This window comes from Flavobacterium foetidum (genome assembly GCF_004634245.1).
Taxonomy (GTDB): domain Bacteria; phylum Bacteroidota; class Bacteroidia; order Flavobacteriales; family Flavobacteriaceae; genus Flavobacterium; species Flavobacterium foetidum.
In genome coordinates, this window is record NZ_SJTF01000019.1 from 37,537 (window position 1) to 50,829 (window position 13,293).

Below are 13,293 nucleotides of genomic sequence, written 5' to 3' on the forward strand. Positions count from 1 at the left end.
TGCAAAAGATGCTCCACATAGAAAATACAGGCCTAATTTTAATTGATGTACAAGGTAAACTTGCACGGATTGTAAACGAAAGTGAGATATTAATTTCAAATCTGCAGAAACTTATTCGTGGCTGTCAGATTCTCTCGCTTCCTATTATTTGGGCAGAACAGAATCCGAAAGGACTTGGCGATACAGTTCCAGAAATTAGAGAACTTTTAAAAAATCAAACTCCAATCGAAAAATATTCTTTTGACGCTTTTGAAAATCAAGAATTCAAAGAAGCAGTCTTAAAAACCAAAAGAAAGCAATGGATTGTCTGCGGTATTGAGAGTCATATCTGCGTGTACCAAACCATTCGTGGATTACTGGATAATGATTTTGAAGTAGAAATTGCTGCCGACTGTGTTTCTTCTCGATCAAAAGAAAATTCTAAAATGGCTTTAGCAAAATTACAAAAATGTGGCGCATCGCTTACCAGTGTTGAAATGTGTTTGTATGAATTGATGAAAAATTCCAAAAATCAAAAATTTAAAGAAATTCTAAACCTAATCAAATAAAATAATCATGGCAAAATCTAAAACAATAGTACTTATTCATGGAAATTTTGTGAATCATGATACTTGGCAAGAATGGAAAAACTATTACGAACAAAAAGGCTATACGGTTTATGCCCCCGCAAATCCCGGACATGATGGAAATCCTGCCGAATTAAGAGTAAAAGCACATCCCAAACTTACAAGTACGGGATTTATAGATGTTGTGGAAAATATCAATACACTCTTAAAAACACTTCCCGAAAAACCATTGATTATCGGACATTCTATGGCTGGAATGGCAGTATTGAAATTAATAGAAATGGATAAGGCAGCTGCTGGTGTAAGCATTGACGGAGCGCCTCCAAAAAACGTTTTTCCGCCTTTTCAGACTTTAAAAACGGTAATTCCTGCCTTTGGATTTTTCTCTTTTAATAAGTATTTTATGGGAAGCAGAAAATGGTATGACTATGCTTTTTTTAATACGATACCGGAATCGGAAAAGAGAAATTCGTTTGAAAAATTTGCTGTACCAGAAAGTTACAAAGTAAGCCGTGAGCTGGTGCTTAATTCTTTTTCGAATATTGATTTCAAAAAACCTCATGCGCCACTTTTGTTCATTGGCGGTGGAAACGATCATATTTTTCCGCCTTCTCTTACCAAAACCATTGCTAGCAAATACAGAGATGCAAACAGTAAAGTGGAACTAAAAATATTTGAAGGAAAAAGCCATTTCATTTGCGGAGAACCCGGCTGGCAAAATGTTGCCGATTATATATTGCAATGGTACGAAGCGCTTTAGAGGCATCAATTAAAAAATGCAGAAAGATGAGGGTTAAGATGAAATTCTTGACCTTTTTATTCTTTTTATGGGAATATACTGTCACAGTTTGTCCTGAAATATTTCAGCCTTTTTAATTAACTTAGCAAATCAGATCTTTTACATTAAAAGATCCGAAAAACAAACTGTCCACTAATTTTTTAAAGTTTTATAAAAGCCTAAACAACAACAAAATAGAATTTTATTTATTACAAAAAGACAGTATCCTAAAAACTTAGTTAATTTAAAAATTATGAGCACATTTGATTTTGGTATTGTCGGGCTCGGCGTAATGGGCCGAAACTTAATTTTAAACATTGCAAGTCATAAATTTGCAGCTGCAGGTTTAGATTTGGATACCGAAAAAGTAAATTCCCTAAAGCAGGAAGCCAATCCGGAACACACTATTGAAGCAACAACAGATGTTAAGCATTTTGTTGAATTAATCCAACGTCCAAGAGCGATTATGCTTTTGGTACCTGCAGGAAAACCAGTTGACAGCGCAATTCAGAGCCTTCTTCCTCATTTGGATCAGGGTGATATTATAATTGATGGCGGAAATACTTATTTTACAGACACCGACCGCAGATTCTTGGAATTATCTGAAAAAGGCATCCACTTTTTTGGAATGGGAATTTCTGGTGGTGAAAAAGGCGCTCGATTAGGTCCAAGTATGATGCCTGGTGGCGACAAAAAAGCTTATGAAAGATTACGACCGATTTTTGAAGCCATTGCGGCAAAAGTAGACGGCGAACCTTGTGTAGAATACCTTGGCAACGGATCGGCTGGAAACTATGTAAAAATGGTGCATAACGGAATCGAATACGGGATTATGCAACTTATTTCTGAAATTTACGACCTGATGAAACGCGGTTATAATCTGGATGAAGACACTATTCAGAAAACTTTTGAAGAGTGGAATCAAACAGATTTAAAATCATACTTAATCGAAATTACAGGCCATATCCTTAAAGAAAAAGATCCAAGCGGCGTAAAGCTTATAAACCTGATTTCTGATTGGGCAAAATCTAAAGGAACAGGAAAATGGACCTCTCAGAACGCAATGGATCTGCAAGTACCAGTTCCAACCATCGATGCTGCCGTTGTAATGCGTGACATGTCCAAAAGCAAACCAGAAAGAATTGAAGCCTCAACAAAATTAATATGGAATCAAAAGCAAACAGCTGTCAATACTGACGAAGCTCTTAAATCGCTTAAAGATGGATTATTCTTTTCGATTCTTATTACTTATGCACAAGGTCTTGCAATGCTTAAAACAGCTTCTAAAGAATACAACTACGAACTAAATTTGGAAACCGTTACCAAAATATGGCGTGGAGGCTGTATCATTCGTGCAGTGATTTTGGAAGATTTTAGAAAAGCATTTACCGCAAACCCTGAACTGCCAAATATTCTTTTGGATTCCAACATTGCCGCAAAAGCCAACCAAAGTCAGAAAGGAATACGAGACATTATACAATTTGCAGTACAAAACGGAATTCCAGCTACTGGCTTAATGAACTCTCTAGCCTATTTTGATGCTTATAGATCTGAAAATCTTCCAACAAACTTAATTCAGGCACAGCGTGATTATTTCGGGGCACATACCTACGAACGTATTGATGCTCCAGGTGTTTTTCACACACAATGGAATGATTAAGCAACTTTAAGCGAAAATAAATGAGTACAACTAAAAATATAAATCCGACCATCATCGTTATTTTTGGAGCTTCTGGAGACTTGGCAAAAAGAAAGCTGTTCCCAGCATTCCAAAATTTATATCTAGATGGACGAATGCCCGAAAAATTTCAAATCATCGCTCTCGGAAGAGCTGAAAAGACAGATGAGGAATTTCACAATTACGTTTTAGAGAATCTAAATACATTTTCTAGAAAGGCGGCACACACAGACAATGATACCTATAAATTTATTTCACATATCTCCTATTTGAGGCATGATATTGACAAAGAAGAATCGTACCAGGAATTAAACTCCAAATTAGAAAGCATCGATCAAGCTTTTGGTATTCGTGCCAATCGTTTGTTTTATCTTTCAATCGCGCCTTCTTTTATTACCACTATATCGGTTTATATCAAGAAAATTGGTCTTGCAGCCAATGTAAAACAAGACCGAATTATTATTGAAAAACCTTTTGGTTACGATAAAACTTCTGCCATTGCATTAAACGAAATGCTTTCACAGACTTTTAAAGAAGAGCAGATTTATAGAATAGACCATTATTTAGGTAAAGAAACCGTTCAGAATATCTTGGCTTTCCGATTTGGGAACTCGATGTTTGAGCCTTTATGGAGTCGAAATTTCATTGATTTTGTTCAGATTACAGTAGCTGAAGAAGTTGGTGTTGAAGAAAGAGGTGGTTTCTATGAAGGAGTCGGAGCCCTAAAAGATATGATTCAGAATCACTTGCTTCAGATTTTATGCATGACGGCCATGGAAGCGCCGGCATCTTTGAGCGCAGACGATATTCGAAACCGAAAAGCTGATGTCTTAAAATCGATTCGACGCATAAAACCAGAAGAAGTCGATCATTATATTGTAAGAGGCCAGTACGATGCAGGTTTCATAAAAGGAAATCCTGTAGCTGGTTATCGTCAGGATAAAGGAATTGCAGCCGATTCTAAAACAGAGACTTATGTTGCCATGAAGATTTACCTTGACAACTGGAGATGGCAAGGAGTTCCTTTTTATTTGCGAAGCGGTAAAAGAATGCAGGAAAAACAATCTTCCATAATTATTCAGTTTAAGCCGGTTCCGCATTCTACTTTTACCTACGGTTCTGAAGGCATGACACCAAACAGGCTAATCATCAATATACAGCCCGCTATGGATATCAAACTTCAGTTCATGACCAAAAATCCAGGACTCTCGTTATCTTTACGACCTGCAGAAATGGTTTTTGATTATTTTTCATGTTCAACTATGTCTCCAGAAGCTTATGAAACGCTTCTTGCTGATGCTTTGGCAGGCGATCCTACGCTTTTTATGCGTTGGGATCAGGTAGAACAAGCTTGGGATGCTATTGATACGATACAGCAAGTATGGAAAAATACTGCACCAACAGATTTTCCTAACTACTCAGCAGGAAGCTGGGGACCAGAAGCCGCAAATGAGCTTCTTGCTCGTCAAGGGCATGCTTGGGTTTCCAATACTCCTGTTACTTTAAACGAATAATTAAAATGATACAGATATTTAAATCACTAGAAGAGCTTAATGAAAATGCTGCTACTATTTTTCTGACGGCAGCACAGAAAGCTATAGAAGAAAAAGGCCGTTTTACCGCGGTACTAACTGGAGGATCTTCGCCAGCGGGTCTTTACAAACTTTTAGCTTCAGAAACTTACAAATCAAAAATAGACTGGAGCAAAGTTTATATTTTTTGGGGCGATGAGCGATGGGTGCCTCTTGATAATGAATTGAGCAACGCCAAAATGTCTTTTGAAACATTTCTAAGCCATGTGCCGATTCCAAAAAACAATATTTTCCCGATGTATAGGGACGGAATTTCCGCTACGGATTTTGCTGTAGAATATGAGAAATCTATTCGAAACATTCTCGGAGACGAAGGACAATTTGACCTGATTCTGCTCGGTATGGGAGATGACGGCCACACGGCTTCTCTTTTTCCGGGTGAAGCTGTCTTACACGAAAAAACAAAATGGGTAGATGCTTATTGGCTTGCCCCTCAAAACATGCACCGAATTACTTTAACTGCTCCTTTAATCAATAAAGCGGCTAAAATTATCGTAATTGCATTTGGAGAGAAAAAAGCTCCTGCGCTTAAAGAAGTTGCAGAAGGAGATTACAATCCTGAAAAATATCCAATGCAGCTGATCAAACCGGTTTCGGGGCAATTATTATTCCTTGTCGATACCAAAGCGGCCGGAACAATGAGCTAAATTTTGCTTTAAACAATTATAAAAGCATGAAAGAATAATTGTCTTTCATGCTTTTTTTATTTGTTTCAAAATCAATTTAAAGGTTCAGATGCTTTCATTCGCAGACAATGTTCTGATCCTAAATAAAGCGGATTTCCATGTTTTTCTGACCAAAAACCCTCGAGTATATCTTTTGTTATACATCTGTAAACCGCAACTCCTTTATAGGTTCTATGGTCATCACCTTTGTAGCTGAAGTTGATCACCAGAATATTATCCTTAAAAAATCCGGTCCCTTTTTGTTTTTGTGTGTCATTAATAAGCCAGTCGGCCACAATTCGATTGTTTTTATCTAGTGAAAGGCTTAAAGTTCCTTTATAACTTATTGCGTTGCTTTCTTCCTGATTGCTTCCGAAAATTGAATAATCTCCTATTAAATCTTGTATTGTCATTTATTTTACTGAAAATTCAGAATTTTAAGAAAACGCAAATTTAATTAATTCCTAACTCGTTGGGTGAAATTATTTTCAACACATAGAAACATAGTTTAACTAAGCTTAAAAAAGGCGTTTCACTAGTCTAAATGCACATAGTTTAGCTATGTTTGGAAACTTGTTCTTCCATTTTCTTTTTTTGGCACAAAAACTATGCTTCTATGTGTTAAAATGCTTTTATTTTTTAATTACACCCAACGGGTTAATTCCTAAAAATAAGCACAATGATTTTTCGACGTTCAATATCAAACGATGTATAACATAGAAAGAGCGTAAATTTCCTCTCAGATTATTTTTGTCCTTTCACAAAAGGGCAAATGATGTCTGCGAGCTTTATTAAAAATCGATTATCATAAAAAAATCCTGTCTTGAAAAAACAGGATTTTCTTTTTACAATAAAATAAGTTAATCTTTTGGGTGAAAGTAAAATAGCTTCATTCAAGAATTAAAATCTAATTTGATTTATTTAAATCTGCGTGAAATCCTTTTACTTATAAATTTTTCACGCAGATTCAAACAAATCTATATCTAAGCTGATTTAATAGAATTGAAAAAAAATTTCACCCAACGCACTAGATTAATTAGTTCTGTTTATTGTATCTCTTCTCGGAGGTGTTGTAGTAGGGCTTCCACTCTTTCTCTGTTTTTGTGTTGGAGTTTTACTTTTTATAGTATCTCCTCTCTTGACCGTACCTTTAGTATGCTTACCTTTTTTTTGATAAGTACTGTCTGTTTGAGTCTTAGATTTATTTGTTCTAGGAGTTTCCTGTGCCGATGCAAATCCGAAGAATAAAATCATGCAAAAGCTTAAAATTAAATTTCTCATAATGTCTGACTTAAATTAATAATTTGATTGTTAAATAATTATATTTTAATACATTACAAATTTTGCATCTTAACAAACGTCATTTTTACACTTTACTATCATTGGTTTACAAGATTACCATAAAAGCAAGTAATTCGAAATCTGTAAATTATATAAATGAAGCCTTTTAATTTGTAAGAAAAGCCGTTTTTACGATTTTACATTTGCTGAACTTTTTAATGACACATCCATACTAATTATAAATCAACAGCATTATGATACACAATTTAAAAGATACCGATTTAAATTTTCATTCAGAATCTACCACTATAGAAGATCAAGGACAATATTACGACATGATTGTTTTTTCAAATGTGAGATACCAGTTTGTGTACCAGCGTCCGCAACATATTATGAGCAGAATGGCAGAATCAATGAAAATTTTATTCATTGAAGAACCTTGCTACAAACCAGAAAATAAAAATTCTGGCAATCTTATGATAATCAACGAAAGACTGCATGTATTACAACCAAATACTGTAGACATTAAATCAATTGCGTCTATAATTCCAGCTTATGTAAAAAACAAGAATATTGCTGCGGGCTGGTTTTATTCTCCAGAATTTTGTCCGTTGTTAGAGCTATTTAATTTTGATACCATTATTTATGACTGCATAGAAGATATTTCTTTGTCAAAAGATGCAACATCTGAATTAATGCAACAGGAAGAATACTTAATCAAACGCGCCGACATCGTTTTTACTAACAGCAAATCTTTATACGACACAAAGAATGAAACTCATAATAATGTTCATTTATTTCCAAATTCTGTAGATGAAGAGCACTTTGCAAAGGCACTAAACAATATTTCTATTCCTGCAGATATAGGCGATCTGCAATCTCCTATTGTGGGTTATTACGGCGTAATTGACTCACGCATAGATTTTGAGTTGTTGCAAGAAACAGCTAAAAATCTCCCAAATGTATCGTTTGTAATGATTGGTCCATTGTCAGAAATTAGCGAGAAAGATCTTCCTGAAGCCTCAAATATTCATTATTTAGGCACGAAATGTTATAACGAACTGCCTTATTATCTAAAAGCATTTGATATCGCTATGATTCCGTTTGTATTAAACGATGCTGTGAAATACAACAATCCCACGAAAACACTGGAATATATGGCTGCCAAAAAGCCAATCATTTCAACCAAAATCATCGAGATAATGCGTGATTATGGCGATTGCATCAACTTGATTGATAATGCTGAAGATTTTACCAACGCCATAGCATTTTTGTGCGATGATACAGAATGTCCAGAAATGGAAGCGGAATATGCCAAAATTTTAAAAAATACTTCATGGGACGCCACAACTGAAAAGATGAAAACAATTGTTAAGTTTTATGCCAAATAAAACATTATGACCAGAATAAATCCGTGTCCTCAGATGCGGATTTATTCTTTTATAATAATATGAATTAGAAAATGATTTATCTGAAAATCAATGCTCATTTTGATTATTTTAATTAAAACAGGTAAAAATACTTGCTGCAAAATCAGTTATTTTCCATAAATTTAGCATACTAATTTATCAGGAAATTATTCACTTTCCTCGGCATATTTCATATCGGTCATAAGGTTTTTAATTTAAATCCAAATATTATGAAAATAGGAATAATCGGAATTGGGACACTTACGCTGGAATTAGCCAGAAGAGCTACACAGGCAGGATATCAAGTAATCATTAATAATCCGAGAGGCAACGGACTAGTGAGAGAAACAGTCGAAAAACTGGGACAGAATGCTGAACTAGCATCATTAGAAAAAGCCACCGAAGGCGAAATCCTTTTATTGTTTATTCCTAAAGACGACCTTCAATCTGTGCTTCAAAATATGCCAGATACCACAGGAAAAATAATAGTGCATACCAGTAGCCTGATTTTCAACCCTCAATCTCTGTTATCCGGAATTACCAATGCTTTGACATATAAGATAACGGCAGAATTGCTTCCAAAAGCTCATGTGGTAAAACTATTCAATCCTGTTAAACTGGAAAAACATACTTCAACTGTACAGAAAGATGAAATATTTTTCATAGCCGAACATTCTGAGTCTAAATTACGCATTCAAAATTTTCTGAAAAGCCTTAATTTTTCAGCTCTTGATCTTTCCAGAAGACTACAATATGGTCGAACAGAAGCAAATCCCGACGTCATTCATTCAATAAAAAATTATCCAAAAAGAAATTAAATAATCGGAACACCTATTTCTATTGTATAAAAAAAGCTGTCGTTTTAGACAGCTCTATTATCAAACACAAATACGGCCCCTTATTCAGAGTACCGCATTCATCAACTAATTCAAATTTTACAAACTTGCTTTTACTTCTCCACAAGTCAGCATATTTTTTGGATAATAAGGATTTTTGATTTCTTTACTATCACTTGTCCACATAGCGCCAGTCATTGGGCACACTTGTAAATATAATGTCTCATCTGCCGCTTTAAATTTTGCCGCAACATCCCAATATTTAGCAGAAAGCGCTTCAAAAATTTTACGTTGCTTATTGATGTTTTTAGTGGCAGCCATTTCTGTTGCTAAATCTGAAATTGTTCGTCTTGTTGTAGTAGCGGCGTTCATCTGCTCCAGCGTTAATTTTTTAAACTTAAAATTCTTTAAAGAGCTTTTTAAAGCTTCCGCATTTTTTACGACAGCCAAACTGTCTGAAACTACAAGACTATTTTTTAGAGCCAGATAATTTTTTGTGATTTCTTTTTTCTGCTCTTCTCTCTTCTTAACCAGTTCTGGTGCAACTTCATCTTTTGATGTTATCTGAGCTTGAGCAATACTGCCTAAGAAGATTAATGCGATAACTAATACTTTTTTCATATTGTTGTAGTTGAATTTAATTTTGTAACTATTTTATCAATTTCAAGCAAGATTGCTTCATAATGATCTTTGCTTAATCCTGATGCTGCGTTCATTAACTTAACAACATCGGCTCTTAATTTTACTAAGTGCTGTTTTCCGTATAATCTCACGTCGCTTCGTTGTGCCGTATTGGCTGCTTTTCCAGGTTCTAATTCTTTAGGCAATAAAAGCATTCCTAATTTTTCAATATAAGCGCGCTGTAGACTTCTTCGGTAGAAATCTTGTTTTTCGTCACCGCTGAATTTTACCCAAACAGTCTGCTGTAAATCATTTAAAAATTCTGGAACTGTGTAAGCTCCTTCAAACTGCATCGATTTTAGGCTGATGTTGTAAAGCATTCCAGAGCTTAAAAGCATATTCAGAACCTGATTCTGCTGATCTGCTATTTGGTCTGCCGTTTTCAAAGGTACAAGCTGTTCAATTTCCTTTGGATACATCCATAAAGGTGCAACAAATAATTGTCTGCCCACATAATCAACCGCCGCTTTTACTTTTGCTTTTGGAATTGGCTGATATACTGTCCCTTTTTCGTCAACTGTTCTTTTGGTTACATAATTATTACCAATATTTTTCAATACATGATATAAATAACGGCTATATTGCGCCACCACCGCTTTATGCATTTCTGATAAATTATCATAAGCATCGTTTGGCTCATATGTCCATTGAACCAGATTTGGAACTACGCGTTTTAGGTTTTTAATTCCGTAATCACTTGCTAAAACCGAATCATCTCCCAAATCTTCCTTCTGACTGCGCGGATCTTCATCTTTTCCTTCTCCACCAAACCATAATTTAGGATTAGCAGTTAAACTGTCTGTCGTTAATTTGGCTAGTATGTTTTCTTCTTCAAACTCATCTTTGGTATTGGCATAATAGGTATAACCCCATTTTACCGCCCATTTGTCGTAGATTCCGATTCTTGGGTAAATTCCTTTAGGACCAATATTATCTTCTGGCTGCGCTACATAATTAAAACGAGCATAATCCATGATAGAAACCGTGTGACCGTTTTCTTCCACCCACTTTTTATCACGAAGTTTTTCAACAGGAGTTGCACTGCTCGCTCCCATATTATGACGCAGACCAATAGTATGACCAATTTCGTGAGAAGAAACAAAACGAATCAATTGTCCCATTAATTCATCATCCAAATGCATTTTTCTGGCTCTCGGGTCTAGTGGTCCAGCCTGAATCATGTACCATCTTTGCACCAATTTCATCACATTATGATACCAGCCTACATGGCTTTCTATGATTTCGCCACTTCTTGGATCACTGATTCTTGGTCCGTAAGCATTTGGTGTTTCAGAAGCCAGATATCGTACAACAGAATATCTTGCGTCTTCTAAACTCATTGTTTTATCATCTTCCGGCCATTCTTTACCCACAATTGCATTTTTAAAACCTGCCGCTTCAAATGCTTTCTGCCAGTCGTTGATTCCCGCAATTAGGTACGGTCTCCATTTTTTTGGCGTTGCAGGGTCGATATAATAAACAATCTGTTTCTTTGGTTCAACCAATTCGCCTCTTAGGTATTTTTTGATGTCATTATCTTTAGGTTCTAATCGGTAACGCTGTACGATATATTTTCTCTTTGCGCTTTGTTCGTCATCATCAAACAAAACATATTTATTGGCAAAATATCCTACTCTTTCATCAAAGAAACGTTTTCGCATAGGAGTTTTTGGAAGTAAAACAATCGAAGTATTCAAACGTAATGTTATACTGCCGCTGCTTGCTGTTGAACTAGTATAAGTCTTTGTCGTTTTTACTTCGATATTGATTGGATAGGTGTCTATACTTTCAATAAAAGATTTATCATCTGCAAGTGAGGTTAACTTTTTCTCTGTTTTCTCTTTACTATCGATAGCAAACATTGCATTGTCTTTCTTAAAAACATCCGTTACATCAATTACAACATCTTTTGTATCAGGATTTGTTGTTTTAATCGGAAAAGCGGCAACAATCGGATTTTCGTTGCTTCCAGCTAAAGCTTTTGCCAGCATTGAATCGGCAGAACGAACGTCTTGTCTGTATTGCAGTGATCTTAAAAAAACGGTGTTGTTAGAACCTTTTTCAAAATAAATAGTCTGTTCATTGGCTTTTTCTCCGCCAAAAACTCCCATTCCTTCTGGTGTAGAAAGAAATCGGGTTACCACGAGCATGTATCTGTTGAACAAGCTGTCTGGAATTTGAAAGTAATACTTGGCATCTACCTGACTCACCGTAAAAAGACCAGCTTTATTTTTGGCTTTATCGGTAATTACTTTGGTATAAGCCAGCATGCCTTTGGGCTGTGTACTGGTGCTGTCGGCTTTTTTTTCTGGAGTTTGAGCAAAACCATGCTGTCCGAAAGACAGCATGGTTAGCAATAATAATAGTTTCTTCATTGGAATTAAAACGGTACTTTCTCGTCTGTATTTAATGTCAGTTTTGGATTTTTCTGCAAAGCCGACAAGGGAAATGGAATAATGTATAATCTAGAATTTGGCTGTAAAGTGTACGTTTTCTGAGGAACGGTTTTGTTTACCAATGGAAACACTCTTGTTATTGTTTTGGCAAATTCTGTTTCCGTGTTCAGCCTCTTTAAATCAAAGAAACGGTTAAACCCCAAAAGCAGTTCTTTTCTTCTTTCGTTGATTACCAAATCCATTGTCTCTTTTCTGGTCGTTGGAACAGTCAAATTTACAGTACCAGATAAAATACGTTTAGCTCTTAAAGTATTTAAAACCGCTACGGCTTCATTAAATTTGTTATCTCTTGCATAACATTCGGCAAGAATTAGATATACTTCAGTTGTTTTCATACCCACAGTCGGATAGAAAAATCTCGTGTACTGCGTTCCCCAATAAGCCGTATTGGAACCTTGGTCTAAATTGGTTGTACTGGTAGAATTAAAAAACAAATTGAAACGAGCATCATTTGTTCCGAATAACGTTCTCAATTCTGGGCTAATGATATAAAGCTGTCCAAAGTTCATTTCATTAAAACCCGTCATATACATATAGCTTAAGACTTCCACATTATTTGCTGCTGGAACCGCAACTGCAGTTGGTCCGCCTTGAGCGTTGTAAGCCACCATATCAAAAATTTGATTGTTATAGCTCAACGATTTTTCGGCTGCTGCCTGAGCTTGTGCAATTTCGCGCTTAAACAAATGAACTTTTGCTTTAAAAGCATACGCAAATGCTAATGACGGATGATAAACATCAAGTGGTTTTTCCTGAAGATACGGCAATGCTTCTTCGATATCTTTCTGAATAAAATCATAAACCTGTGCAACCGTAGCTTTTGAAGGCTGCGCTTCTAAATCGAATTTATCCATAATGCAGACACCGCCATCTGTAGCTGCGGTCTGCGGATCGTATCCTTTTGCATAAGTGTTCACCAACAAAAAGTGATCGTAAGCTCTATAAATCTTAGCCTCGGCTTTGGCCAAACGTTTTGTGTTTGCATCTCCTTTGCTCTCATCAACTAAGGAAATAATAGTATTCCATCGGTTAATGTAATTATAAGCCTGATTGTAAAAACTTGATCCTGTCATTAACGAAACTCGATCAACACTTTCATCAAAAGTAAAATTAAGAATATCGATGTTTGGAGTCCTTCCAATTACATTGGCTTCTCTCATCCATTGATCGTCTGACAAGTATTGAAAGTTGTTGATTGGATAACCGCGTCCCGGAAGAGAAACCAGTTCTAAAAACTGATCCGCAGTTTCGATTACCAAAGATCCTTTTGGGGTTACGTCTGTATAATCCTCACAAGATGTCATACCTAACATCATAAGTGATACTATTGATATATATATCTTTTTCATAG

At 35.7% G+C, this 13,293-nt stretch carries 12 protein-coding genes; 7 read left to right on the top strand and 5 right to left on the bottom strand.

From position 1 onward, the window contains the following. Positions 1-8: 8 nt before the first annotated feature. The 5 genes from E0W73_RS19810 (at position 9) to pgl (ending at position 5,261) form a co-directional block, all read left to right on the top strand. Entirely contained in the window at positions 9-548 is a 540-nt protein-coding gene (locus tag E0W73_RS19810; protein WP_135223776.1) for a hydrolase, read from the top strand. A gap of 7 nt (positions 549-555) precedes the next feature. After that, complete coding sequence (locus tag E0W73_RS19815) at positions 556-1,326, top strand: alpha/beta hydrolase (protein ID WP_135223777.1); 771 nt, start codon at positions 556-558, stop codon at positions 1,324-1,326. A 271-nt stretch (positions 1,327-1,597) separates the two neighbouring features. Then, positions 1,598-3,004: an NADP-dependent phosphogluconate dehydrogenase gene (gene gndA / locus E0W73_RS19820; protein ID WP_135223778.1), complete on the top strand. Its 1,407-nt coding sequence runs from the start codon at positions 1,598-1,600 to the stop codon at positions 3,002-3,004. Between the two features lie 20 nt (positions 3,005-3,024). Then, entirely contained in the window at positions 3,025-4,536 is a 1,512-nt protein-coding gene (gene zwf / locus E0W73_RS19825) for a glucose-6-phosphate dehydrogenase (RefSeq protein ID WP_135223779.1), read from the top strand. 5 nt (positions 4,537-4,541) lie between these two features. Next, positions 4,542-5,261 (top strand): 6-phosphogluconolactonase, encoded by a 720-nt coding sequence (gene pgl, locus E0W73_RS19830; protein ID WP_135223780.1) that lies wholly within the window; start codon positions 4,542-4,544, stop codon positions 5,259-5,261. A 71-nt stretch (positions 5,262-5,332) separates the two neighbouring features. Here pgl and E0W73_RS19835 read toward each other — a convergent pair whose 3' ends face one another. Next, the gene (locus E0W73_RS19835; protein ID WP_135223781.1) at positions 5,333-5,692 is read right to left on the bottom strand and encodes a hypothetical protein; all 360 of its coding nucleotides are present in this window, start codon (positions 5,690-5,692) and stop codon (positions 5,333-5,335) included. Between the two features lie 619 nt (positions 5,693-6,311). Further along, positions 6,312-6,560: a hypothetical protein gene (locus E0W73_RS21525; protein WP_135223782.1), complete on the bottom strand. Its 249-nt coding sequence runs from the start codon at positions 6,558-6,560 to the stop codon at positions 6,312-6,314. A 254-nt stretch (positions 6,561-6,814) separates the two neighbouring features. On the opposite strand from E0W73_RS21525, the gene E0W73_RS19845 reads away from it, so the two are divergent. Further along, positions 6,815-7,951 carry a glycosyltransferase gene (locus E0W73_RS19845; protein WP_135223783.1) on the top strand — a complete coding sequence of 379 codons (1,137 nt, stop codon included), beginning with the start codon at positions 6,815-6,817 and terminating at the stop codon, positions 7,949-7,951. A 248-nt stretch (positions 7,952-8,199) separates the two neighbouring features. Beyond that, on the top strand, positions 8,200-8,787 hold the full coding sequence (locus E0W73_RS19850) for an NAD(P)-binding domain-containing protein (RefSeq protein ID WP_135223784.1): 588 nt from the start codon (positions 8,200-8,202) through the stop codon (positions 8,785-8,787). Positions 8,788-8,904: 117 nt separating this feature from the next. Here the strand turns inward: E0W73_RS19850 and E0W73_RS19855 are convergent, their stop codons facing one another. Genes E0W73_RS19855 through E0W73_RS19865 form a run of 3 tightly spaced genes read right to left on the bottom strand, consistent with a single transcriptional unit; the run spans position 8,905 to position 13,291 of the window. Continuing rightward, positions 8,905-9,426 (bottom strand): DUF3347 domain-containing protein, encoded by a 522-nt coding sequence (locus E0W73_RS19855; protein ID WP_135223785.1) that lies wholly within the window; start codon positions 9,424-9,426, stop codon positions 8,905-8,907. Beyond that, entirely contained in the window at positions 9,423-11,861 is a 2,439-nt protein-coding gene (locus tag E0W73_RS19860; protein ID WP_135223786.1) for a zinc-dependent metalloprotease, read from the bottom strand. The genes E0W73_RS19855 and E0W73_RS19860 overlap by 4 nt, the downstream gene beginning before the upstream one ends. 5 nt (positions 11,862-11,866) lie before the next feature. Beyond that, positions 11,867-13,291, bottom strand: a complete 1,425-nt coding sequence (locus E0W73_RS19865; RefSeq protein WP_135223787.1) for a RagB/SusD family nutrient uptake outer membrane protein — start codon at positions 13,289-13,291, stop codon at positions 11,867-11,869. Positions 13,292-13,293: the final 2 nt, after the last annotated feature.